The organism is Paenibacillus sp. FSL H8-0122, from assembly GCF_038005345.1.
Taxonomy (GTDB): domain Bacteria; phylum Bacillota; class Bacilli; order Paenibacillales; family Paenibacillaceae; genus Paenibacillus_AQ.
In genome coordinates, this window is the sequence record NZ_JBBOTB010000001.1 from 5085151 (window position 1) to 5107885 (window position 22735).

Sequence of the window (22735 nt, forward strand, 5' to 3'; positions counted from 1 at the left end):
TAATTTGGGACCCATCGTAAAGAGCGGGTGCTTCAAGAACACGTTGCTTATTAGTCTTACTATATAATGACGCGCTCCTCAAGCCCCCGCTCTTTCGCGGGCAACTCTAAGCTAATCTTAATAAATTAATGCACGCAAGCAGCAATTCGTTAAAGCTGTAAAATGTGACGATCAGGCATTCCCGCGAATCATTGCTGTTACGCCGGTTCGAGACAGCTCCTTGATGCCATATGGCTTCAGCAGCTCGATCATGGCATCAATCTTGGTAGTATCCCCAACGACCTGTACAAGCAGGCTGGTTGAACCAATATCTACTACAGAAGCACGGAAGGTTTCGACTACACCCATAATCTCCGGCCGTTCTGACGGCTCTGCCTTCACCTTAATCAGCGCCAGCTCCCGGGCCACCATTGGTTTTGCGCCCAGATCAACCACCTTGATTACATCGATCAGCTTGTACAGCTGCTTCTCAATCTGCTCCAGGGTATGCTGGTCACCCAGTGTTACAATTACCATCCGGGACAATCCGACCTCTTCGGATTGTCCTACCGTAATACTCTCAATATTGAAGCCGCGGCGGCCGAATAATCCGGATACCCGCTGCAGCACCCCAGGCTGGTCATTTACAAGCACAGCAATCGTATGTCTCATCACTGTTATTCATCCCCCATCAGCATTTGATCAATGGTAGAGCCTTGAGTTACCATCGGATATACATTCTCATCCTTTGGAACAACGAATTCTACCAGGACGGGTCCAGGTGTTTCCATGGCTTCTTTCCAGGCAGCGCCGGCTTCTTCCTTGTTCGTTGCACGCAGGCCCTTCACCCCGTAAGCTTCAGCCAGCTTTACAAAATCCGGACTTCCCGCCAGATCGGTATAGCTGTAACGCTTCTCATAGATCAGGTTCTGCCATTGGCGGACCATTCCGAGCACCTGATTGTTAATAACCACAATTTTGACCGGGATATTATGAATCGCACAGATCGCCAGCTCCTGGGAGCACATCTGCATCCCGCCGTCACCATTAATGGAGACAACCAGCCGCTGCGGATGGGCCATCTGCGCCCCGATTGCCGAAGGGAAGCCGAAGCCCATTGTTCCAAGGCCGCCTGAAGTAATCCAGGAGCGCGGATGGTTGAACTTGTAATATTGTGCAGCCCACATCTGGTGCTGACCTACATCCGTAGTTACAATAGCTTCGCCGTTAGTGGTGTCATTGATCATCTGGATGACCCATTGCGGCTTCAGCTCTGTCTCCGAATCCTTGTAGCGGTAAGGCTGGTCCAGCTTCCACTGGGCAATCTGCGTTCTCCAGGCATCAGCCTGGGAGGCACGCTTCACATCCGGGTTCAGCATTTCCAGAACCGTCTTCACATCGCCCACAATCGGGATATCGGTTGCTACATTCTTGCCGATCTCGGCCGGATCAATATCGATATGCACGATCTTCGCTTTCGGAGCGAAGCCGTCCAGCTTGCCGGTTACACGGTCGTCGAACCGGGCGCCGATGTTAATCAGCAGATCGCATTGCTGAATGGCATTGTTGGCCGTATAGGTGCCGTGCATTCCCGGCATGCCCATCCATAAATCTTCACCGCTCGGATAACATCCCAGACCCAGCAAGGTAGTCGTAATCGGAATCTCCGTACGCTTCACGAATTCATACATCGCCTCATGCGCTCCGGAGTAGATAACCCCGCCGCCTGCAATGATGATCGGACGCTCTGCAACAGCGATGGCCTTCACCAGCTTATCCAGCTGAAGCTTGTTAGGAACCGTGCGCGGATTGTAGCCGCGAAGGTTAACTCCCTGCTGCTGAACCGGCGTGAACAAGGTCTTGGCCGCCGATACATCCTTCGGAATATCAATCAGTACCGGACCCTTACGGCCCGTATTCGCAATATGAAAGGCTTCATGAATAATACGCGGCAGATCTTCAACATCCCGTACCAGATAGCTGTGCTTCGTAATCGGCATCGTGATCCCCGTAATATCTGCTTCCTGGAAAGCATCTGTACCGATCAGGCTGGAGAATACGTTCCCGGTGATCACCACCAGCGGAACGGAGTCCATAAAGGCCGTAGCAATTCCGGTTACCAGATTGGTTGCTCCCGGACCTGAAGTCGCAATACATACGCCAGGCTTACCGCTCGCTCTTGCATACCCGTCAGCCGCATGGATCGCTCCCTGCTCGTGGCGTGTCAGAATGTGTTTGAAATCCTCGAAGCCATAAAGCGCATCATAGATATAAAGTACAGCCCCGCCCGGATATCCGAATACCGTATCTACACCTTCAAGTACCAGGCTGCGAAGCAGGATCTCAGACCCCGATACCACCTCAGGATTCTTCCATTTCTCACGTAACTGCTCTATCGACCGCACTTCTTCCGGTAATTGCGCGCTCATCAGTATTCCTCCCTTCGTTGGTTCACATGCATTATTCAAATGACAGGACGTCAGTATCCAACCTTTAATATTAGCGAACAGGTCTGAATCCTTCCTGTTTCAACAAAAAAACCTTTCGCCTCCCACGCGCAGAATAAGCGCGTGAGGGACGAAAGGTTTAGCTTCCGTGGTACCACCCATGTTTGCATAACATCTCACGATGATATGCCTTATCAGGATACAAAAATCCATCGATGTAGGCAGGGCCCAAATCTTCGTAACCTGAAGTCCCTAACGCGGACCAAACGATTCCCCCTAATAATTCCACCGCTCCTGCTGGTGGACCTTTCAGGGAAACAGCTCCGAGGTGAGCTCGTATATAAGGGATTCTGGTGGAGGTTGCAGCAATTCCTCTCACTCTCTGAACAAAAGAGCCCTTAAAACTTCGTCCTCATCATTGCCGATACATGTATGCTCGTTAAATGTTTAGACACATTATATGATTCCTCACACGGTTAGTCAATACCCATCTGCGGGTTATACCTTAAATTCTTCATAAAATCTTGTTCTATTGTTGCCGGAACGCCCACACCGCCTGGGGCATATGATGTACGACAATGCGTGGAAAGGGGGCAATATTTATGATTCGTTACCGCAGACCCAGGCAGGATGACACGATTATTTATGACTTGATTGAAAAGCAGCTTGTCCCGTTATCCCATCTTCCGCAGACAATCATTAATCAGGTCAGGAAGGATCTGCCCCGCCGCCTGGGACAGGGAGTCACACTTGTTGCTTGTCCCGACTACGACAGTGATCCGCTGGGGTTCGTGCATTTTCTGCTGCATGGCGATTTATTATACATTGATATGCTCGCCATTGCCCCGGACGCAAGGCGTAAGCGATACGGAAATATGCTTATGGACAGGGCGGAGCGGTTTGCACTATCCCGTGCATGCCACAGAGCAAAGGTCTCTGTAGATACCGGAAATACCGCCGGTCTGAACTTTTATGAAAAACTGGGCTACAGCGTAGCCCGTTATCAACCGCAAAATTACTGTTATGAGCTTGAAAAACAGTTCCGCTGATGGAGCAGGCAAGCTCTATAGCTTAAAAGAATCCAATCGGCGGTATTCCATAACCAGGACCTGGGCCGTAGCCGCCATAAGGGCCGGGAACAGGACCATGGCCATAACCATAACCGCCCCCGTAAGGAGCACCGCCATACCCGTAGCCTCCGCCATAACCGTAAGGAGCCGTACCAATGGCCAGCAAATCAAACAACACGAGCGGAATCAGTGCCTTGGTTTGTACTTTTTTACCACTGATACGCTGTAGAATCAGCCGGTTGCCTGAGATGCGGACCAGCTTGCCCGTCACTTTGGAACCGTCTTTTTTAACCGCCACGATATGTTTGCCAATCAGCTTGATCACTTGTTGCTTCGTAACCGGGTGTGCCATAATATCCCTCCTGTAGTTGTTTCTTAACAGTCTATTCGCCTCACCCGGTATTTGCCTGTACATCCGCCCGCCTCCGGGCTGAAGTATCCGTAGCTGCTGCCTGCATTGATTACAAAATCCCCCCACAAAGCGGGGCTTTAGCGTAGGTGATGACTCAGGTACTTTGCGGGGACCCCAAAACATATAAATTCTTATCTATCAAAAAAGCGCATTCCCGGAAATCCGGAAATGCGCTCTGTTGTGTTAAGCACTAGGAATGGTATACCGATAGCCTTAACGTTTGCTTGGGTCGTAAGGTTCACCAAGCGCCTTGGGTGCCGAGGAACGGCCCACTGCACTCACCAGTACGATAATGGTTAACACATAAGGAATCATGAAGATGAACTCCTGCGGAATGTTCTTGGACCATTCAAACAGCTGGACATAGTTGCGGATCGCCTGAGAGAAGCCGAAGAATACCGCAGCACCGAAGGCACCGAGCGGATTCCACTTCCCGAAGATCATCGCAGCAATGGCAATGAAGCCTTGTCCCGAGATCGTATTGTGCGCAAACGTACCTGTAGTAGTCAAGGTAATGGTAGCTCCGCCGATACCTGCCAGCAGTCCGCTCAGCATGACGCCGATATATCTCATCTTGTTGACATTGACACCCAAGGTATCAGCCGCACTCGGATGTTCACCGACTGCGCGCAGACGGAGTCCAAACGGAGTTTTGAACAGGATGAAATAAATAACAATGACTAAGATAATCGCCAGATAAGTGGTGGGATAGGAGTTAAATATCCCTTCTCCGATGACCGGAATCTTGGAGAGCCCGGGAATCGCCACTTTACTGAATCCGTCGATCAGCGGAGTTTCGCCTGATCCTTCAAAGAACAGCTTAACCATGTACAGTGTGCTGCCTGCAGCCAGGAAGTTAATAACCGTACCGCTTATCGTCTGATCAGCCTTGAAGGTAATCGCAGCCACCGCATGGATCAGTGAACCGATTACTCCTACAGCCATGGCACAAAGCACACCGACCCAAGGGGCCCATTCGCCCATGCCTGCATCTTGAGCATAGTAGCCACCTACAGCAGCTGCAAAGGCACCAAACATCATTAAGCCTTCAAGTCCGATGTTCACGACGCCGGATCGTTCAGAGAAGATGCCGCCGAGGGAGGCAAATATTAGCGCGGTGGAAAAAACAAGCGTCGTATTGAGCAATTGGCCTAAGACTACGAAGTCCATCTATAACACCTTCTCTTTCTTGCGCTTGAAGTAAAACGGTTTGAGCACCCAGCGTACAATGCCTTGCGCAGCAATGAAGAATATGATCGAACCGATTACAATACGGATCAGCTCCGGAGGCACATCCGCACCGAAGCTCATGCCTGCCGAACCGTATGTCAGCGTGCCGTATAGAATGGCAGCGAGAATGACACCCAGCGGATGGGTCAGTCCAAGCAGGGCAACAGCGATACCGTCAAATCCATAACCAGGTGAAGCTGCAAATACGGATTGATAATGGAAGACGCCAAGCACTTCACCAGCGCCTGCGAGGCCTGCGAACACGCCGCTGATGAACATAGCCTTAACAACGTTACGTCCAACATTCATTCCTGCATATTCGGCAGCATGCGGGTTCAAGCCTACTGCGCGCATCTCGTAACCCTGCTTGGTCTTCCACAGATAGACATAGAAGAAGGTAGCTGCTGCCAGGGCAATCACGGTTCCCCAGTGCAGACGGGCATTATCAAAGGTGGAGAAGAGGAAGGTCATGGATAGAGAAGCCGGATTATCCTCCGACCGGTTCTGCCCTTGCAGAAGCAGGAACGTCCGGACAATATAATTTGACAGGAAGAGCGCAATCCAGTTCAACATGATCGTTGTGATAACTTCATTAATTCCGCGCTTGGCCTTCAGATATCCGGCAATACCAGCCCATAGCCCGCCGCACACAGCGGCTGCAATGACTGCAAGCGGGACTAACAGGAAGCCCGGCAATACCCCGCCAAGCTTAATGCCGACAACAGATGCAGCCGTCATTCCAATCATTACCTGCCCGTCCGCACCAATGTTAAACATCCCTGAGCGGAAGGCAAAGGCTACAGCCAGACCCGTCAGCATGAGCGGAGTCATCTCGCGGATCGCCTCACCGAAATCATACGGGCTGCCGAACACGCGCTTGAACAGCGCAGAGTAGGCTGCGATAGGATCGTAACCGCCAAAGAGCATGACAATAGCACCCACCAGGAAGCCCATCAGAATCGCTACAAGCGGAACGATATAGCTGTCTGTTGCGAATATTTTCCGGAGTCTAGACATCCGCATGACCTCCCCGCTTCAAACTGCCCGCCATCATCAGACCCAGTTCCTGGTCATTCGTGTCCTGCGGGAATACTTCTCCGACAATCTGTCCTTCATAAATAACGGCAATCCGGTCAGATACATTCATAATTTCATCCAATTCAAAAGAAATCAGCAATACTGCCTTGCCTTGATCCCGCTGGGCAATGAGCTGCTTCTGCACAAATTCAATCGCCCCGACATCCAGACCGCGTGTTGGCTGTGCGGCAATAAGGAGAGTCGGATTCTTGTCTATTTCCCGCGCAATAATCGCTTTTTGTTGATTACCGCCGGATAAGGAGCGGGCTTTGTTCTCTATGGAAGGTGTGCGCACATCGAATTGTCTGACCAGATCTTCGGCATGCTTGTTAATCACATCTGTGTTCAAGAACCCGTTCTGGTTATATGGACTCTTATAATACGTCTCCAGAACCATGTTCTCGCTCACAGTGAAGTCCAGCACTAGACCATGCTTGTGACGGTCCTCCGGAATATGGGAGACATTCATTTCAGATACCTTGCGCGGTGACAGATTGGCAATCTCCTTGCCGGAGACCTGGATCGAACCTGAGTCAATCTTGCGCAGTCCGGTAATGGCCTGAATCAGCTCACTCTGGCCGTTACCGTCCACTCCGGCGATTCCGAGAATCTCCCCCGCCTTAACCTCGAAGCTCAGGCCGTTCAGCACAGGCACGCCATCCTTGCTCTTGCTGCTGACATTAGACAGCTTTAGAATGCTCTCGCCAATATGCGGCGGCTGCTTGTCCACTTTGAAGGTTACCCCGCGTCCGACCATCTTCTCAGCCAGCTCGTTAGGATTGGTCTCGGCGGTCTTCACCGTATCAATTACCTTACCACGCCGGATAATGGTGACACGGTCGGAAATCTGCATGATTTCTTTCAGCTTATGTGTGATCAGAATAATGGATTTACCTTCTGCAACGAGCCGCTTCATAATCGCCATCAGTTCTGTAATCTCCTGCGGCGTAAGTACAGCGGTAGGCTCGTCGAATATAAGTATATCCGCTCCGCGGTACAGGGTTTTCATAATTTCTACCCGTTGCTGCATGCCTACCGAAATGTCATGAATTTTGGCATTTGGATTGACTTGTAGCCCGTACTGCTCAGATAGCTTACGAACCTGCTCCGCAGCGGATTTATAGTCAATTTTAAGACCTTTCTTCGGTTCCATACCCAGAACAATATTCTCGGTGACCGTAAAAGGATCAACAAGCTTGAAATGCTGGTGAACCATCCCAATGCCAAGCTCAATAGCTTTATTGGGGTTATCAATAATAACCGGTTTCCCGTCGATTTCGATGCTGCCTTCATCGGGCTGGTACAGTCCGAATACGATATTCATCAAGGTCGATTTGCCTGCCCCGTTCTCGCCCAGCAGCGCATGAATCTCCCCCTTTTCCAGCGTCAGACTAATAGAGTCGTTCGCAACGATACCGGGAAAGCGTTTTGTGATTTGCTTCAACTCTACGACAGGAGCCGCAGCACTCATGGAATCACCCTCATCACAGAATATATATAATATTGCCTTTAAGACACGGCTGTACCGCCCCAGACAGGACGGTACAGTTGTGATTGTCTATAACAGATGCTGACAGAGAACAAGGCCAGTACTTGAACCGGCCCTGCTTCGTCGTTATGTTAAATCGGGTAAAGGTGATGCAATGGATTACTCAGAAGGAACAACAATTGTTCCATCGATGATTTGTTTACTGTATTCGTCAACCTTAGCCAGAATATCAGCGCTAACGTTAGCTTTGGATGTTTCAGGAAGGCCTACGCCGTTGTCTTTCAGACTAAGAACGGTTGTAGTGCCGCCTTTGAATGTTCCGTCAACAACCTGCTGGGAAACCTTCTTAACTGCTTCGTCCACACGTTTGATCATGGAAGTCAGCGTTACATCATCGCCAAATTCCAGAGACTGGTCTTTGTCAACGCCGATAACCCATACTTTGCTGCCGCCGGCTTTGTTGCGGGATTTCGCTTCGTTGAATACACCGTTGCCTGTTGCGCCTGCAGCAGGGAAGATAATGTCGTTGCCATCATTATACAATGTTGCTGCCAAGGACTTACCGGTATCCGGCTTGTCATAAGCGCCTGCATAAGTGATCTTTACTGTTGCGTTAGGGTTAACCGCTTCTACGCCGGCTTTGAAGCCCACTTCGAAACGTTTGATAACCGGGCTTTCCATACCGCCGATGAAACCTACTTTGTTGGTTTTAGTTGTCATACCAGCAACAACCCCCACCAGGAAGGAGCCTTCGTTCTCGGCAAAGGTTACAGATTCAACGTTAGGAGCGTCCACTACACTGTCGATGATCGCCAGGTTAGCATTCGGGTTCTCTTTGGCAACCTTCAGTACGGCATCGCCAAGGTCGAAGCCGATTCCCCAAGTCAGATCATAGCCACCTTTAACGAACTGGTTAAGGTTAGGCTCATAGTCTGCATTGGATTTACTCTGCAGGTATTTGATCTCAGCGCCGAATTCCTTCTCCATAGCCTCCAGTGCTTCCCAGGAAGACTGGTTAAAGGACTTATCGTTAACTCCGCCTACGTCAGTTACGAGACCAAGCTTGACAGCCTTAGGAGCCTCTGTTGGTGCTGGTGCTTCTGTGGCAGCTGCGTCGGTTGGTGCAGTAGTTGCTGTTCCAGCGTTGGAGCCGGAATTAGCGCTGTTATTGTTACCGCAACCTGCCAGAATGACAGTGAAGGCCATAACCATAACCAATGATAGTTGGTAAAACTTCTTCATCGAAAGTAATCCCCCTTAGTAAATTGGATGTCTTCTGTGTTCTGCTTTGGACATACCATTAGTACAAATTATACCTGCAAAAAAAGCTAAAATCCAGTCTATTAATGACCTCAGGTCAATAATAATTTGCATTTTTCAACAAGAAATCGCTTACCTTGACACAAGCTGTTATCTTTATGTCTGATATATGTTAGAAAACCTCAAAATGTAGCTTATGGCTCCAAGTGCATTAACATTATTATTGCACAGGGAAAGCTTTTCTATTATCATGTATGATTACATCTTGTACGCAAAGGGAGTTACTGAAAATGGAACAAGAACACACACCACAAGCTGCACCCGACTTCAAATACTGTCACGAATCCCGCGTATTCAAAACCGGCCGTGTCTTCCCGAATGATGTGAACAATCACAAGACCCTGTTCGGCGGCAAGCTGATGAGCACCATTGATGAAGTGGCCTCCATCTCGGCCATGCGCCACTGCCGGGTCAACGTGGTAACGGCATCCGCTGACTCTGTCGACTTCCTCCTGCCGATCCGGCCGACGGATTCCGTCTGCTTCGAATCCTTTGTCTCCTGGACGGGCCGCACCAGCATTGAGGTATTCGTCAAGATTATCTCCGAGAATCTATACACAGGCGAACGCGCCGTTGCCGCAACTTCCTTCCTGACCTTCGTAGCCATGAATGAAGACGGCACTACAGCTCCTGTTCCGGCCATCGTGGCCCAGACCGACGAAGAGAAGCTGATCTGCCAGTCTGCTGACGAGCGGTCTGCGCTGCGCAAGCTGAGACGCTCCAGCAGCAAGAAACTCGCTTCGCTGCTTAGCACAACGAAATACTGGGAATAGCCGTCCATCCGGAGGTTCCCACCGCGCAAAAAAAGCACCGTCACACGGGAGAACCCGCAGGCGGTGCTTTTCGGTTTATATCGTCTTACGCGTTGATCTTCTCTTTGGCAACAACAGCCAGGGAGTTGAAGGCGTTCAGATCATTCACTGCCAGATCAGCCAGCATCTTACGGTTCACTTCTACACCAGCCAATTTCAGGCCGTATACAAGCTTGCTGTAAGACAGACCGTTCAAACGGGCTGCAGCGTTGATACGAACGATCCACAGTCTGCGGAAGTTACGTTTCGTCTGACGACGGTCACGGTAAGCGTAAACCATCGATTTCATTACTTGCTCTTTAGCTGTTTTGAAAATGCGGTGCTTGGAACCGAAGTAACCCTTTGCCAGCTTCAATACTTTTTTATGTCTACGACGAACTACAAATCCGCCTTTAACTCTTGCCATATTAATAAACCTCCCAAAAATGTGTGATTAACTATTTCAAGTTAGCGAGTCCTTGTTTCAAACGTCTTACATCCCCAGGGGCCATTACCGGATTGCCGTTCAATACGCGTTTTGCACGTTTCGATTTGTGGGACAGCAAGTGGTTCTTGTGAGCTTTGTAACGCAATACTTTACCAGTTCCAGTGATCTTGAAGCGGCCTTTCAGGCTGCTATGTGTTTTCATTTTAGGCATGGTGTTTCCTCCTTGAATATTATGCGGCGCCAAATTGCTATGCAAGTGACTCCAGGATTATTGGGGCTTCGGAGCCAGAATCATAATCATGCTGCGGCCTTCCAGCTTAGGCTGGCGCTCTACAACAGCAATCTCTTCTACTTCGCTCTTCACGCGCTCCAGGATCTTCTGGCCGATACTAGCGTGGGTAATCTCACGGCCGCGGAAACGGACGGAGCACTTCACTTTATCGCCTTCGCCCAGGAACTTGATTACATTGCGGAACTTGGTCTGATAATCATGTTCCTCAATGTTTGCACGGAACCAGACTTCCTTGAGATCCACGATCTTCTGGTTCTTGCGGGCTTCCTTCTCTTTCTTCTGCGTTTCATAACGGAACTTGCCGTAATCCATGATGCGGCATACCGGCGGCTTCGCCTGCGGTGCTACGTTGACTAAATCCAGATTAAGATCGATCGCCATTTGTAACGCCTCGCGGATCGGCTTGATCCCGATTTGTTCACCCTCTGCTCCGACCAGCCGAACCTCTTTGGCACGAATTTCATCATTGATCATATGTTCCTTACTGATAATCCTCCACCTCCGAATAATTTTCAGATAATATATTACGGTTCTCCATAAAAAAGGGATGCCGGTAATTCCCCGACACCCCGTTTGATCAACGTTCATGAATTGTAACCATTCATAAAGCATTGAGATCAAAACCAGCAGGCTGTTAGCCAGTCAGGTGAGAAGCCGGTGCTTCTGCTTGCAATCCCTATGTTTTGCACACTTGAATACTATACATCATCAGACCGAAGGTGTCAACACCTTCTGAAATTATTAATTTACAGTGCGGATTATGAAACCTGCTTGCTCTGCACTTCCTCCAGCCGGACTACGCGCGTATGCTTGGTATGACTCCACTGCTTGTTGTTCTGCGTGAAGAACGCATAGAACGTAATGGGATACCACGAGAGCAGATAGACCGGGAACACCAGCAGGTACAGATAGACCTTCTTGAACTTCACCCGCTCCAGCGCCATGGCCAGCAGGAAGGTCAGAATATTGGCACCTACGGCAAAGTACCCGAGCCACAGCGGCAGATGTCCGTAAATATTCGCAATATGCGGACCGTCGAACACAGCATTATCCACAAACATTACGGCAGTCATCAGGAACGTCAGCAACACAATGTATACGTTCGCTCCGTACAGAGCCAGGTCAAACTTCGTCAGGCTGCGTTCCTTGATCCCCTGCCACAGCAGCGGGAAGAAGTAACGGCGGGCTACGGTGAAGTGACCCTGCATCCAGCGCAGACGCTGTCTGGAGGAAGCCTTGAAGGTAAGCGGCTTCTCATCGAATACTTTGGCATCATAATTAAATCTTGGATATACGCCCTTGGAGGCGCTGCGCATGGTGAATTCCAAATCCTCAACCAGACTGGTTGCGCCCCAGCCCATTTCCTTCAGCAGGTTCGTCTCGAAGCACATGCCTGTTCCGCCGAGGAAGTTGGCCATCTTCAGATTATGGCGCGACAGCTGCCACAGCCGGTTGATGTACCAGTAGGATACGCCGTAAGCAGCCGTGATCCAGGAATCCTCCGGGTTCTTCGTATCAATGTAGCCTTGAATGACCCGTCCGCCTGAACACAGATCGTTGTTCATCTCTGTCAGGAACTCTGTATGTGCGAGGTTGTCGGCATCGAACATGACTACAGCGTCGTACTGGCGGGGCAGCGCCCACAGCTCCTTCAGCATCCACTCGATGGCATAGCCTTTACCGCGCAGGTTGCTGTTGGTACGCACACAGGCATTCATGCCGTGCTCCCGCACGATCGCAGCGGTATTATCCGTACAGTTGTCACAGATGACAAATACATCGTACAGTTCCTGGGGATAATTAAGCTGCTTCAGGTTTTCCATCAGAGCGCCAACCACTTCTTCCTCGTTGTGTGCGGCGACCAGTACGGCAAATGACTTTTGCGGCGCATGCCTAACCTTGTTCTTCTTCTTGCGCAGTCCAAACAGCGAAAATCCGAACTGATAAACTGCGATTGCCGCCAAGATCACTTGGAGCGTAACAAACAATGCGTCTGTCATGATCTTTAGATGCCCCCTTTTTCCAAATCTTGATGTTTTTTCTCTTTCTCTCTCTCTAACTTGCTAACGTTCTATCTGACCCTTTTGTTGCATCCCTTACTGTAGACAAGAATTTCCCCTTAGTTCCGGGCAGGATTCCGAATTTGTATGGTCCCGTTTCACAAGATATGAATATGGATTCCAGTGTACTGGCTGGCTCCTTATTTCTCTGTTACCTTATAAACGCGATCTTCCTGCTTGAATCATTGTAGTCGCTTTGGGGCTCACAAGTCAAAAGAGACATTTTTCGAGCGGACCCGAGCTTTTTCTTGAACGGGCTACCTTAAAAAAGTATGATAAAGACAGCTTCAGGCCGTGAAATCTGCTGCTTAAGCTGCGCCAGAACTCTTTTAGCCGGACTATCGGAGGGACATGATATGAGACCTTTATTCAAGAAACTGCATCTCCTGGAGCAGCGGGTGTTTCAATGGATTAACGGACGGATGCACAATCCGTTTCTGAACTTCTGGCTCTTCTACCTCACTCATCTCGGAGGTGCAACAAGCGCGATCGGCATCAATCTCCTGGTCTGGGCAGTGTGCCCGCAGCCATGGAGAACTACAGGACTTCAGGCACTGGCCGCGCTGGCGATAAGCCATGTGCCCGTCGCTATCGCCAAAAAGCTCTACCCGCGCCTGCGGCCCTATCTGGCCCTGCCGGACACCAATACGTTCCGCAATCCGCTTAAGGATCATTCTTTTCCTTCAGGCCATACGACCGCTATCTTCGCCTCAACGGTTCCTTATATGATAGCCTTTCCTGTCCTGACTGCGGTCCTGCTTCCTCTGGCCTGCACAGTCGGCTTCTCCCGGATCTACCTCGGGCTGCATTATCCATCTGATGTCCTCGCAGGAGCGGTCATTGGGTCTGGAGTCGCAGCCGGTACGCTTGCCCTCTGGATATGATGCCTAAGGGGCGCCGGCCGGTCAATACCTCTAGGGAACAGGTGAACTATACATTGCGCAAAAAAAGAATATTATTGCTGTCAGAGGGCTTCGGTGCCGGGCATACCCAGGCTGCATATGCGCTGTCGAGCAGCCTGCGGAAGCTGTCTCCGGAGGTGCAGACCAAGGTGCTGGAGCTGGGGAGCTTCCTGAATCCCAAGGTGGCCCCGCTCATTGTCTCGGCATACCGCAAGACGGTCACCTCCCAGCCCCGGCTGATGGGCTATGTGTACCGTCACCAGAAATCATTCAATCGTCTTACCACACTTGCCCTGCACCGCTTGTTTTATACGCATGCCCAAAATATTGTAAAGCAGCTGAAGCCGGACATTATCGTCTGTACCCATTTCATTCCCGGTGCTGTTATCTCACGCCTGAAGCGGCTTCACCCGTCGCTGAAGGCTCCGCTGATTACGGTCATTACGGATTATGACGCCCATGCCAGCTGGATCAGCCCGCAGGTGGACCGCTATCTGGTATCCACCCCTGAGGTCAAGGCAAAGCTGCGCCGCCGGGGCGTTGCCGCCTTCAAGATCCGGGTAACCGGCATCCCTGTCCACCCGAGCTTCTGGGAGCAGCACGGCCGGGAAGACATTCAAGAGCAGTTCAAGCTGCTTGGTATTCCGACGGTCATGGTTATGGGCGGCGGCTGGGGCATGATGAATGACGAAGTAGTGAATGCGGCTCTGGCCGGATGGCGGGACAAGGTGCAGATTGTGTTCTGCCTCGGCCAGAATGACAAGCTGCTGCAGGAGATGAAGCAAGACCTGCGGTTCAGACATCCCAACATCCGGCTGCTGGGCTTCACCCGGGAGATTGACAAGCTGATGGAGGTGTCCGACCTGCTGGTCACCAAGCCGGGCGGCATGACCTGCAGCGAAGGCTTGGCCAAGGGCATTCCGATGCTCTTCCACTCTCCGCTGCCGGGCCAGGAAGAAGAGAACTGCCGGTACTTCACTGCCGCCGGCCTGGGGGAGCCGATCAGCTCCCTCGATGTAGTTGACCGGTGGATGGAGCGGCTGCTGAATGATTACGGAAATGTCCGTGCGGCGCGCAAGGCCCATCTGGAGGCCATCTCCAGGTACAATCCGCTGCAAAGCGCCCAAAGCATTATTGATATGCTGGATAAACCGCGCACAGAACATGGACAGTAGAGAACCAGGTTAGAACGCAAAAGGCAGTCCGGTATGAATGAACCGGACTGCCTTTTGCTGTAATTGCCGGTAATGCAGCCTAGAGGCGGTACTTGTCCAGACGGATGGCCTGATATTGCTTCAGCGCCTCATCTCCGACAATTGCCTCGCAGCGGTGAATGTTCACGCCCCGTCCATAGAACTTGGTCTCGTATTCGGTCATTACATGCTCTTCGTTGATCACGCCGCCCTCATGCAGGTCAAGCGAAATATTCTTCATCTGCAGGCCATAGTCCGCAAATGCATTAAGCGAGAATTCAAACAGGCTGCGGGAATCCGTCTTCAAATGGATCTCGCCCAGCGGACTGAGCAGTCCGCGGTATTTATCAAGAAAACGCGGATGGGTCAGACGGCGGCGGGCATGCTTGCTTTTCGGCCAGGGATCACTGAAGTTGAGATAGATCCGTTCCAGCTCCCCTGGAGCGAACACTTCCTCCGCGTAATCGATATTGGCCAGGGCCACTCTCACGTTGGGCGGTGTCTCTTCACCTGCCGGCTCCCATACATTCCGGGCCTTCTCGGCTGCGCGCCGCACCAGCTCGTCATACATATCCACGCCGATGAAATTAATCTCCGGGTATTTGAAGCTCATTTGACTGATAAACTGCCCCTTGCCCATTCCGAATTCCACATGAATCGGATGATCATTGCCGAACAATTCAGACCAGCGCCCCTTCAGGCTGCGTGGTTCCAGGATGACCAGATCGGTCTGCTCCTCAAGACTTTCACGTATTCCTTTTCTTCCGCGTAAACGCATAGGTACTCCTCCGCTTATCTCTTTATTGCCTTATCTGTGAATAGGATAAATGCTACTTGCAATATTGTGCCGAACTTACCGGCAAAAGTAAAGGGATTTCAGCAAAAGAAAAGGAACCTCCATCCCGCCCTTGTTGGACTGGTCGAAAGTTCCGTGCGTGTTGTATCTGTCATACCGGCCCGCCGTTCAGCGGACTGCAATTTATTTATCGAACTCGAAGGTCTTCTCAAACGCATTGCGGATCTTCCGCTGCGCTTCTGTCTTGATCTTGTGGTTGCCGTTAAATTCTACGCCGGTCAGGGCGAGAGCTTCATCGGGAGTCAGCTGCACATCAATCGAACCTTTATTATCAGCAAATACCGTTGGAGAATTCATCGTTATCACCTCTAAGGTTTAGTATGGACCGGACGACACGAAATTATGAATTCAAAGCATGTGATTGTGGTTGATGCAGCGTCTTTTTTAACACTTTAAATATAACATAATGTGTAAGCATTTTCAAGCCGTTTCGCGCGAATTCACAGCCTATTTTCTGTTTTTTTTCGGCGGAATTCCGGAAGGGATTGTTACGTTCATCACGGATTTTTGATACAATGGGAAGGTTAATGAAAGGAGCTGCACATGTCTAATCTTCAACAAGCCTCCTCTCCGCTTCTGTGGGGGGATAAACGGTTCCATACCTGGAACTACGAAATGCGCGGGCAGATGGATACCAAGGTGTTCAAGGTCATGCTCGATGCGGGCTTCACCTGTCCGAACCGTGACGGTTCCATCGCCAAAGGAGGCTGTACGTTCTGCAGTGCCAGAGGGTCAGGCGATTTCGCCGGAAGCCGCCGGGATGATCTGGTCACCCAGTTCAACCATATCCGCGACCGCCAGCATCAGAAATGGCCGAATGCCAAATATATCGGCTATTTCCAGGCCTATACCAATACGTATGCTCCTGTCGAGGAGCTAAGGGAATATTATGAAGTCATTTTGCAGCAGCCCGGGGTTGTCGGCCTCGCCATTGCCACCCGCCCCGACTGCCTGCCGGATGATGTAGTGGAGTATCTCGCAGAGCTGAACCAGCGCACCTATCTATGGGTGGAAATGGGGCTTCAGACCATTCATCAGTCCACTTCGGATCTGATTAACCGCGCGCATGATACCGCCTGCTATACTGAAGCTGTTGCGAAGCTCCGCCGTCACGGCATCCGGGTGTGTACCCATATCATTCACGGGCTTCCGCAGGAAACGCATGAGATGATGCTGGAGACTGTAGCTGCTGTAGCGAATATGGGGGTTCAGGGGATCAAAATCCACCTGCTTCACCTCATGCGCAAAACGCCGATGGTGAAGCAGTATGAAGCCGGGCTGCTGCGGTTCCTGGAGCAGGATGAATATGTGAAGCTCATTGCCGACTCGCTGGAAATTCTGCCGCCGGACATGATCGTCCACCGCCTGACCGGCGATGCCCCGCGCGATGCCCTGATCGGCCCGATGTGGAGCCTCAAGAAGTGGGAAGTGCTGAATGCCATTGACCAGGAACTGGTTGCCAGGGACACCTGGCAGGGTAAGTACTGGAGGAAGGGCTGATGGGCTTCCTGTCTGTCCTTAGCTTCGCCCATAAGCTGACCGCTGAGCGGCTCTCGCCGGGGGGACTGGCTATCGACGCCACCGTGGGGACCGGTGCCGACACTTTGTTCCTCGCCAAGGCGGCCGGGCCGCGCGGCGGGGTGTACGGGTTCGACATTCAGCCGCAGGCGCTGGCTCTTGCCGGCGAGCGCCTGCGGCTGGCCCGGGAGGAAGCGCCTGCTGCGCTGGCTCCCGTGACGCTGCTGCAGCAGAGCCATGCAGCCATGGCTGAAGCCGTTCCGCCCGCTTGGCGCGGAACGGTATCGGCGGTGATGTTCAACCTCGGCTATCTGCCCGCAGGCGATGCCGACAAGACCATCATCACCGAGCCGGGAAGCACGCTGGCCGCGCTGGAGGCGGCGCTTGCGCTGCTCCGCCCGGGCGGGATCATCACGGCCGTGCTGTATCCCGGCCACGAAGGCGGCGGCCGCGAAGCCGCCGCTGTCGAAGCCTGGGCTGCCGGACTGGCCCAGCAGGACGCGCAGACCATCGTGTACCGGCAGCTTCAGCGCGGGTCTGCCCCGTATGTTGTAGCTGTAGAGAAGAGAAGAAGCTGAGCACAGATAATGGCAGCCGCCACTTGTTCACACCTTCAATCGAAGGATCATTCTATTATCAGGAAGGAAGATGTTGTAATGACGAAACCATATCCTCTGAAATTTCAGCCGGAATTCAAAGAACGTGTCTGGGGAGGCCGGGCGCTGGAGAAATTCGGCCTGGATCTGCCGGAAGGCCACATCGGTGAAGGCTGGATGATTGCCGATCATCCGAACGGCACCTCCTCTGTAGTCAACGGCGAGCTGGCCGGACAAGGCCTGGATGCCATCCGTGAGCAGTTCGGGCACGAGTGGTTCGGCAGCAAGGGCATCACGGAAGAAGGCGGAAGATTCCCGCTGCTGATCAAGCTGCTGGATTGCAATGACAACCTCTCCGTGCAGGTGCACCCTACGGATGATTATGCCGGCCTGCCCAAGGGCGAGCTTGGCAAAACAGAAATGTGGTACGTGCTGGACGCCAAGCCAGGCGCCAAAATCATCTACGGCCTGAAGGAAGGCGTCACCCGCGAGATGCTGAAGGACGCGCTGGAGAACGGAACGGTTATGGACAGCCTGCAGGAAGTGACTGTAGCTGCCGGTGACTCCTTCTATATCCCTGCCGGGACTGTACATGCCTTGTGCGCAGGTGTCGTTGTGGCGGAGATCCAGCAGAACTCTGACACTACATACCGGATTTACGATTACGACCGTCCGGGTCTGGACGGGAAGCCGCGCGAGCTGCATATCGAGGATTCCCTGAATGTTACCGCCTATGAGGGAGCAGGCGCGACTTCGATGAAGACAAATGGTGCTGTGGCCGGAGAATGGCTTAGAATCGCCTCCTCTCCTTATTTTATTGTGGAAAAAGGAATCGTCTCCGGCGAATGGCAGCTCGCCACCACCGTTGACAGCTTCACCATCCTGGTGATCTGCGAGGGCAGCGGCCACCTGATCTGGGACGGCGGCTCCCAGCCTTATGCGGCTGGCGAATGTTACCTGCTCCCTTCCAGCCTGGGCGCTTACAGCATTGAAGGACAATCTACCGTACTGCGCTCTTATCTGCCTTAAGCAGCCGGACTGTATCTCACTTGGATCAGGGTAGCACCAGGTACTCTTTACGCTAGGAATGCTGAATTTCACTTTCAGGAGGACAGGCGATGACTGAGAACACTTTTTCCATGACTGATCCCTTAGATGTCAAAATTCATGTCTATGAATGGCTGCCGGACGCGGGAACGGAGATCCGGGGGATTGTGCAGATTGCTCACGGTATGTGTGAGACGGCTGCGCGGTATGCCCGGTTCGCTTCGGCGCTCACCGCAGCCGGTTATGCCGTGTATGCCAATGACCACCGGGGGCATGGGCTTACCGCCGGCAGAGTCAACCTGCTCGGTGACAGCGGGGAGAACGGCTTCTACTGGATGCGGCGCAATCTCCTTCAGCTTGCAGACCTTGCCTGCTCCCGGCATAAGCATAAGCCTATCTTCCTGTTCGCGCACAGCATGGGCTCATTTCTGGCTCAGAAGCTGATGTGCGAGGAGGATAATGAGATCTACAGCGGCTTCATCCTCAGCGGCACCAATGGTCCCAGGGGCATGCTGCGGCTGGCGGAGTCCCTCTCCGCAATGCAGTTAAGACTACAGGGAGACCATCACCGCAGCGTGCTGCTGAACGGAATTGTGTTTGGCGCATATAACCGCTCCTTTTCTCCGGTCCGGACGGCTTTTGACTGGCTCAGCAGCGACCCTGAAGAGGTCGATCACTTCATTGCCGACCCCTACTGCGGGGCGATTTGCACTACCCGCTTCTTCCGTGATTTCTTCCATATGCTGCGTGAGCTTCATACCAGGTCTACTCTTCAGCACTTATGCAGCGACAAGCCGGTCTATCTGTTCGCGGGCGAGAAGGACCCTGTGGGGATGAACGGTCAAGGGGTGATGCGTCTGGCTGAGTTATACCGGAAGCAGGGGCTTCAGGATGTAGAATGCAAGCTCTATCCGGGAGGCCGGCATGAGATGCTGAACGAGGTCAACCGGGACGAGGTCACGGCCGATGTGCTGGACTGGCTCGCCCGCCACCTGCCTGCCGAATCCATGCGGCTTCAGCCTACGGCGGATTAGCCTATTGATGCAGACACACGTACTGGTCTGGTGCTGACGTTGGTCTGATGCTTACGGTGGTGTAGCACAGTGCAGACCTATGTCGCCACTGCACTGTGATCCGCAGGTACGTTACAAAAAGAGAGGCACTCCGCCCGGACGGAGTGCCTCTCTTTCGATTATTTTGCCGTAACAGTAAGTTAAAATTCTCCTCTTAGCTGTAACGTAAGGTATGCCGCTGATCCGGCAGCAGCAATTGTCACGATTGCAGCAATTGTTGTAATTTTTGCAGGATCTCCACCCTATCGGCACCGTCTCAGTAGCAATTGTTGCACTTTAGGCATTATTTTCAACAAATTAACACTCTTTGGAGCACCAGTTGTTGCACTTTGTACAGGATTTCGCCATATTGACGCTCCAGAAGCAGCGAATGTTGTAATTTATGCAGGATTTCCAGGCTTCTTCTTAGGCCCCACTTTCCGCGCCAACACCCTAATGATCATATCAGGTATTCCGCAGCTATTAACAGTAACTCTGCAAAGACCCGTCATTCACGCTCTAAATATCCTGCCAGTCTCCCCGCTAAATCTTGCTTATACGCCGGAAGATCATACGAAGAATTATTGACTTTGATCTTGTGCATGTTTATGCGGTTATATATGATTTTCTCCAATTTCAGTCTGGCCTCAAGCACCCTCAGAGTTCCGTCTAAGCCCTGGTGCCCCTGTTTAAAGCCATACCCCTGTTTGGTGTAATATTCAATGAACCCCTCTGACCACTCCAGGGGCCTGTCGCGGACAGCTTTGCGGAAAGAAAGCTCCAGATCGTCCTGATCAATATACATCAGCAGCGGATTCAATCCGGCCGTAATGGCCTCCAGCTCCAACGTGTAGCTTACAATGTCTTCCTCAGCTGCACCATGCTTGATCATCCCCACAGTTACCGGGTTCTGGATAAAGCAGCAATCAAACACATACGTGTCCGCCCCCTGCAAGGCCTTCTCAGCGAACTGTCTCCATCTTGCTGTAATCAGCTCCCTGTTCTGCGCGAGCGGCAATTCATACACATCGTTCCGGTTAAGCCAATCCAGCGCTTCCTTTGGAATAAGGGGCCCGTGTTCATCTATGATTTTGCGGTATTCCACCAGGTAATGGCTGTCATGAACAGTAGTCCGCGGACTTAATATATGCCTTGAATCGGCCCACATCCCCAGCAGCTCATCGTACTCTGCTTCCGCAAGACAAGCGACGCCGTCATAATCCGCCGGATGATCCAGATTCCCCTCCAGGAATAGCTGAGCTCTAATGCCCGTCTCCGTAAGAATGTCATAAACCAGCTGTGCCGTAGTGGATTTTCCGAAGCCGGGTAAGCCCTCGATTAAAATCAGTTTTGGATACATATAGTAGTTCCCCCATTCATGATTTAGGAGGATAAGCAGGCAAGGAGCCATAGAGATGCGGTGTCCCGGCAACAAAAAAGGATACCCTAAGGTATCCGCAGAAGCCGGTCTATGAACCAAGCTTACCCTGCATACCCTGAAAGATTAAAGAAAGACATGCCTAATAGCATAGTGTTCTGCACTATTGCTGGCATTCTTCCGGTTAATTAATCCTTACAGAGTAATCCACATGATAAGGTGTAGGCTCCTTTATTTGCATCTTATGACTGATCGTAACACTTAGGATGTGTAAATACAATTAGGTGTTGTGAAAGACCAAGGGACCACCGTAAGCTCCGGCCATTTACGCTTCCATTTCTGCGTTTTGGTACGGTATACCTCTTCGGTGATCAGCGCTTTGTTGGGCCGCAGAACCAGTTGAAACAAATCCACCAGACCAAATGGAGCATAAATCTTCCATTCACCGTTCAGCTCAAGTTTTGCTCCCAGTGAGGTTACTGTAGTCGGCCAGCTGTCGATTGCAGCTTCCAGGGAGAGGTAGGGGCTGATCTCCACACCGAACTTCTGGGGGTACCACAGATGGACCCTAGCCTGATTTTTGAGATCAACCGGAATTGCTATCCCCTCAAAAATCTCCTTGCCCTTCTTAATCACCTCATCCTCGGCAGCATAGCTCAAATCCGATGTATCGTAGTAGATAATATCGATGTCACTGATTCCATACCCTGGCGTCCGCCCGGTCAGTTCGTTCCACACCGTTTGTACCAGGCAGCCTGCGCCAATGTAATAAGGGAATGGGGCCAATCCTTGGGCACGTTTGAAAATATCCATTAGCAGAGTATCGCGGGTGAATAGCTCTGTAAGACGGTTATGCATTTCATTGCTACTATCCATCGACCAAACCCCCAACACTCCCGGAAGGCAGCGCATATTGCAAAATAAGTTGTGTCCCCTTGCTTCCGCTCCGCCGCAGGCCGTGATCCTGAAATCCGGTGCGGAGATATAGCTGACTGGCGGCGGTATTGCGTTCATTCACAGCAAGCACAATCTGCCGGGCTTCAGGGTAGTGGCGGCGGACAAAATCCGGCAGCTGCAACATCGCTGCTATAGCGAACCCACGGCCCTGGCTGGCGTAGTCCATCAGGAAAGCGCGCAGCAGAACTGCATCGCCATAGTCTGGAAAGAAATCGGATATGCCTTCACCGGTATGGAGGATGAAGAAGCCCACCGCCCTTTCTCCATGAGCAATAACCACTCCCTCCTTACCGGCATCCTCCTTGATATCCTGAAGCGTCTCCTCCGGCATTCCGGTGAACTGCAACTGCTCCGCCGGAAGCTGAAAGCCAAGTAACTGGTCCCTGAATTGCTCCCCTTGCTCGTCACCGTACCTAAACAATGATATGTGCTGCTCCTGACTCAACGGTATGCCCCCCATAGGTAACGTACTCTTGCTCATGTTGATTTGTGGCCACCAAATGTGATCGGTTTTTCGATTACATTTGGTCCACGTGCCCACGCAGCGCCGAATGTGGTCGGTTTTTCGATTACATTTGGACCACGCGCCCACGCAACGCCGAATGTGGTCGGTTTTTCGAT

General features: G+C 51.8%; 24 protein-coding genes. 8 read left to right on the top strand and 16 right to left on the bottom strand.

Annotated elements, in window-relative coordinates; genetic code table 11:
* Positions 1 to 171: 171 nt before the first annotated feature.
* Positions 172 to 651 carry an acetolactate synthase small subunit gene (ilvN, locus tag NSS64_RS21840; RefSeq protein WP_036696181.1) on the bottom strand — a complete coding sequence of 160 codons (480 nt, stop codon included), beginning with the start codon at positions 649 to 651 and terminating at the stop codon, positions 172 to 174.
* A 5-nt stretch (positions 652 to 656) separates the two neighbouring features.
* A complete protein-coding gene (gene ilvB / locus NSS64_RS21845; protein ID WP_340943276.1) occupies positions 657 to 2408 on the bottom strand; it encodes a biosynthetic-type acetolactate synthase large subunit in 1752 nt (583 codons plus the stop codon).
* 620 nt (positions 2409 to 3028) lie between these two features.
* Here ilvB and NSS64_RS21850 point away from each other — a divergent pair.
* Positions 3029 to 3475, top strand: coding sequence for a GNAT family N-acetyltransferase (locus tag NSS64_RS21850; RefSeq protein WP_036727669.1), 447 nt, complete (start codon positions 3029 to 3031; stop codon positions 3473 to 3475).
* A 22-nt stretch (positions 3476 to 3497) separates the two neighbouring features.
* On the opposite strand, the gene NSS64_RS21855 is transcribed toward NSS64_RS21850, so the two are convergent.
* The 5 genes from NSS64_RS21855 to NSS64_RS21875 all read right to left on the bottom strand — a co-directional run bounded on the left by NSS64_RS21855 (position 3498) and on the right by NSS64_RS21875 (position 8946).
* The gene (locus NSS64_RS21855) at positions 3498 to 3848 is read right to left on the bottom strand and encodes a hypothetical protein (RefSeq protein WP_340943279.1); all 351 of its coding nucleotides are present in this window, start codon (positions 3846 to 3848) and stop codon (positions 3498 to 3500) included.
* 273 nt (positions 3849 to 4121) lie between these two features.
* Positions 4122 to 5078, bottom strand: a complete 957-nt coding sequence (locus NSS64_RS21860) for an ABC transporter permease (RefSeq protein ID WP_340943280.1) — start codon at positions 5076 to 5078, stop codon at positions 4122 to 4124.
* A complete protein-coding gene (locus tag NSS64_RS21865) occupies positions 5079 to 6155 on the bottom strand; it encodes an ABC transporter permease (protein ID WP_340943281.1) in 1077 nt (358 codons plus the stop codon).
* Entirely contained in the window at positions 6148 to 7686 is a 1539-nt protein-coding gene (locus tag NSS64_RS21870; protein ID WP_340943285.1) for an ABC transporter ATP-binding protein, read from the bottom strand. Before NSS64_RS21870 ends, NSS64_RS21865 begins: the two co-directional genes overlap by 8 nt.
* Before the next feature lie 177 nt (positions 7687 to 7863).
* Entirely contained in the window at positions 7864 to 8946 is a 1083-nt protein-coding gene (locus NSS64_RS21875) for a BMP family lipoprotein (RefSeq protein ID WP_340991464.1), read from the bottom strand.
* A gap of 308 nt (positions 8947 to 9254) precedes the next feature.
* Here NSS64_RS21875 and NSS64_RS21880 point away from each other — a divergent pair, with 308 nt between their 5' ends.
* Positions 9255 to 9797, top strand: a complete 543-nt coding sequence (locus NSS64_RS21880; protein WP_036696107.1) for an acyl-CoA thioesterase — start codon at positions 9255 to 9257, stop codon at positions 9795 to 9797.
* Positions 9798 to 9882: 85 nt separating this feature from the next.
* Here NSS64_RS21880 and rplT read toward each other — a convergent pair whose 3' ends face one another.
* The 4 genes from rplT to NSS64_RS21900 form a co-directional block, all read right to left on the bottom strand.
* Positions 9883 to 10242 (bottom strand): 50S ribosomal protein L20, encoded by a 360-nt coding sequence (gene rplT / locus NSS64_RS21885; RefSeq protein WP_036649386.1) that lies wholly within the window; start codon positions 10240 to 10242, stop codon positions 9883 to 9885.
* 31 nt (positions 10243 to 10273) lie between these two features.
* Complete coding sequence (rpmI, locus tag NSS64_RS21890; protein WP_036696104.1) at positions 10274 to 10474, bottom strand: 50S ribosomal protein L35; 201 nt, start codon at positions 10472 to 10474, stop codon at positions 10274 to 10276.
* A gap of 57 nt (positions 10475 to 10531) precedes the next feature.
* Positions 10532 to 11029, bottom strand: coding sequence for a translation initiation factor IF-3 (gene infC / locus NSS64_RS21895; RefSeq protein WP_036696103.1), 498 nt, complete (start codon positions 11027 to 11029; stop codon positions 10532 to 10534).
* A 284-nt stretch (positions 11030 to 11313) separates the two neighbouring features.
* The gene (locus NSS64_RS21900; protein WP_340943290.1) at positions 11314 to 12555 is read right to left on the bottom strand and encodes a glycosyltransferase family 2 protein; all 1242 of its coding nucleotides are present in this window, start codon (positions 12553 to 12555) and stop codon (positions 11314 to 11316) included.
* A gap of 416 nt (positions 12556 to 12971) precedes the next feature.
* Here NSS64_RS21900 and NSS64_RS21905 point away from each other — a divergent pair, with 416 nt between their 5' ends.
* A complete protein-coding gene (locus NSS64_RS21905; protein ID WP_036727657.1) occupies positions 12972 to 13499 on the top strand; it encodes a phosphatase PAP2 family protein in 528 nt (175 codons plus the stop codon).
* Between the two features lie 53 nt (positions 13500 to 13552).
* Positions 13553 to 14692, top strand: coding sequence for an MGDG synthase family glycosyltransferase (locus tag NSS64_RS21910; RefSeq protein ID WP_341141502.1), 1140 nt, complete (start codon positions 13553 to 13555; stop codon positions 14690 to 14692).
* Positions 14693 to 14771: 79 nt separating this feature from the next.
* On the opposite strand, the gene trmB is transcribed toward NSS64_RS21910, so the two are convergent.
* Positions 14772 to 15488, bottom strand: a complete 717-nt coding sequence (gene trmB, locus NSS64_RS21915) for a tRNA (guanosine(46)-N7)-methyltransferase TrmB (protein WP_340991462.1) — start codon at positions 15486 to 15488, stop codon at positions 14772 to 14774.
* Positions 15489 to 15689: 201 nt separating this feature from the next.
* Positions 15690 to 15863 (bottom strand): hypothetical protein, encoded by a 174-nt coding sequence (locus NSS64_RS21920; protein ID WP_179090500.1) that lies wholly within the window; start codon positions 15861 to 15863, stop codon positions 15690 to 15692.
* A 246-nt stretch (positions 15864 to 16109) separates the two neighbouring features.
* Between NSS64_RS21920 and NSS64_RS21925 the strand changes: the two genes are divergently transcribed.
* The 4 genes from NSS64_RS21925 (at position 16110) to NSS64_RS21940 (ending at position 19761) form a co-directional block, all read left to right on the top strand.
* Positions 16110 to 17066 (top strand): TIGR01212 family radical SAM protein, encoded by a 957-nt coding sequence (locus NSS64_RS21925; protein WP_036696094.1) that lies wholly within the window; start codon positions 16110 to 16112, stop codon positions 17064 to 17066.
* Positions 17066 to 17662 carry a tRNA (mnm(5)s(2)U34)-methyltransferase gene (locus tag NSS64_RS21930; RefSeq protein ID WP_341141503.1) on the top strand — a complete coding sequence of 199 codons (597 nt, stop codon included), beginning with the start codon at positions 17066 to 17068 and terminating at the stop codon, positions 17660 to 17662. The genes NSS64_RS21925 and NSS64_RS21930 overlap by 1 nt, the downstream gene beginning before the upstream one ends.
* Before the next feature lie 78 nt (positions 17663 to 17740).
* Positions 17741 to 18709 (top strand): type I phosphomannose isomerase catalytic subunit, encoded by a 969-nt coding sequence (locus tag NSS64_RS21935; RefSeq protein WP_341141504.1) that lies wholly within the window; start codon positions 17741 to 17743, stop codon positions 18707 to 18709.
* 89 nt (positions 18710 to 18798) lie between these two features.
* The gene (locus tag NSS64_RS21940) at positions 18799 to 19761 is read left to right on the top strand and encodes an alpha/beta hydrolase (protein WP_341141505.1); all 963 of its coding nucleotides are present in this window, start codon (positions 18799 to 18801) and stop codon (positions 19759 to 19761) included.
* A gap of 526 nt (positions 19762 to 20287) precedes the next feature.
* Here NSS64_RS21940 and NSS64_RS21945 read toward each other — a convergent pair.
* The 3 genes from NSS64_RS21945 to NSS64_RS21955 form a co-directional block, all read right to left on the bottom strand.
* Positions 20288 to 21139, bottom strand: coding sequence for a hypothetical protein (locus tag NSS64_RS21945; protein ID WP_341141506.1), 852 nt, complete (start codon positions 21137 to 21139; stop codon positions 20288 to 20290).
* A gap of 279 nt (positions 21140 to 21418) precedes the next feature.
* Positions 21419 to 22033 (bottom strand): nucleotidyltransferase family protein, encoded by a 615-nt coding sequence (locus tag NSS64_RS21950; protein WP_341141507.1) that lies wholly within the window; start codon positions 22031 to 22033, stop codon positions 21419 to 21421.
* Complete coding sequence (locus NSS64_RS21955; protein WP_341141508.1) at positions 22026 to 22535, bottom strand: GNAT family N-acetyltransferase; 510 nt, start codon at positions 22533 to 22535, stop codon at positions 22026 to 22028. Before NSS64_RS21955 ends, NSS64_RS21950 begins: the two co-directional genes overlap by 8 nt.
* Between the last annotated feature and the right edge of the window lie 200 nt (positions 22536 to 22735).

What these genes read in the sequence shown, in the direction of transcription:
- NSS64_RS21945 (WP_341141506.1), bottom strand. Translation starts at nt 21,139, where the DNA reads ATGTATCCAAAACTGATTTTAATCGAGGGCTTACCCGGCTTCGGAAAA.
- NSS64_RS21940 (WP_341141505.1), top strand. Translation starts at nt 18,799, where the DNA reads ATGACTGAGAACACTTTTTCCATGACTGATCCCTTAGATGTCAAAATT.
- rplT (WP_036649386.1), bottom strand. Translation starts at nt 10,242, where the DNA reads ATGGCAAGAGTTAAAGGCGGATTTGTAGTTCGTCGTAGACATAAAAAA.
- ilvN (WP_036696181.1), bottom strand. Translation starts at nt 651, where the DNA reads ATGAGACATACGATTGCTGTGCTTGTAAATGACCAGCCTGGGGTGCTG.
- NSS64_RS21855 (WP_340943279.1), bottom strand. Translation starts at nt 3,848, where the DNA reads ATGGCACACCCGGTTACGAAGCAACAAGTGATCAAGCTGATTGGCAAA.
- NSS64_RS21950 (WP_341141507.1), bottom strand. Translation starts at nt 22,033, where the DNA reads ATGGATAGTAGCAATGAAATGCATAACCGTCTTACAGAGCTATTCACC.
- NSS64_RS21850 (WP_036727669.1), top strand. Translation starts at nt 3,029, where the DNA reads ATGATTCGTTACCGCAGACCCAGGCAGGATGACACGATTATTTATGAC.
- NSS64_RS21875 (WP_340991464.1), bottom strand. Translation starts at nt 8,946, where the DNA reads ATGAAGAAGTTTTACCAACTATCATTGGTTATGGTTATGGCCTTCACT.
- NSS64_RS21865 (WP_340943281.1), bottom strand. Translation starts at nt 6,155, where the DNA reads ATGTCTAGACTCCGGAAAATATTCGCAACAGACAGCTATATCGTTCCG.
- NSS64_RS21925 (WP_036696094.1), top strand. Translation starts at nt 16,110, where the DNA reads ATGTCTAATCTTCAACAAGCCTCCTCTCCGCTTCTGTGGGGGGATAAA.
- NSS64_RS21930 (WP_341141503.1), top strand. Translation starts at nt 17,066, where the DNA reads ATGGGCTTCCTGTCTGTCCTTAGCTTCGCCCATAAGCTGACCGCTGAG.
- infC (WP_036696103.1), bottom strand. Translation starts at nt 11,029, where the DNA reads ATGATCAATGATGAAATTCGTGCCAAAGAGGTTCGGCTGGTCGGAGCA.
- NSS64_RS21935 (WP_341141504.1), top strand. Translation starts at nt 17,741, where the DNA reads ATGACGAAACCATATCCTCTGAAATTTCAGCCGGAATTCAAAGAACGT.
- NSS64_RS21900 (WP_340943290.1), bottom strand. Translation starts at nt 12,555, where the DNA reads ATGACAGACGCATTGTTTGTTACGCTCCAAGTGATCTTGGCGGCAATC.
- NSS64_RS21880 (WP_036696107.1), top strand. Translation starts at nt 9,255, where the DNA reads ATGGAACAAGAACACACACCACAAGCTGCACCCGACTTCAAATACTGT.
- trmB (WP_340991462.1), bottom strand. Translation starts at nt 15,488, where the DNA reads ATGCGTTTACGCGGAAGAAAAGGAATACGTGAAAGTCTTGAGGAGCAG.
- NSS64_RS21920 (WP_179090500.1), bottom strand. Translation starts at nt 15,863, where the DNA reads ATGAATTCTCCAACGGTATTTGCTGATAATAAAGGTTCGATTGATGTG.
- NSS64_RS21870 (WP_340943285.1), bottom strand. Translation starts at nt 7,686, where the DNA reads ATGAGTGCTGCGGCTCCTGTCGTAGAGTTGAAGCAAATCACAAAACGC.
- rpmI (WP_036696104.1), bottom strand. Translation starts at nt 10,474, where the DNA reads ATGCCTAAAATGAAAACACATAGCAGCCTGAAAGGCCGCTTCAAGATC.
- ilvB (WP_340943276.1), bottom strand. Translation starts at nt 2,408, where the DNA reads ATGAGCGCGCAATTACCGGAAGAAGTGCGGTCGATAGAGCAGTTACGT.
- NSS64_RS21905 (WP_036727657.1), top strand. Translation starts at nt 12,972, where the DNA reads ATGAGACCTTTATTCAAGAAACTGCATCTCCTGGAGCAGCGGGTGTTT.
- NSS64_RS21860 (WP_340943280.1), bottom strand. Translation starts at nt 5,078, where the DNA reads ATGGACTTCGTAGTCTTAGGCCAATTGCTCAATACGACGCTTGTTTTT.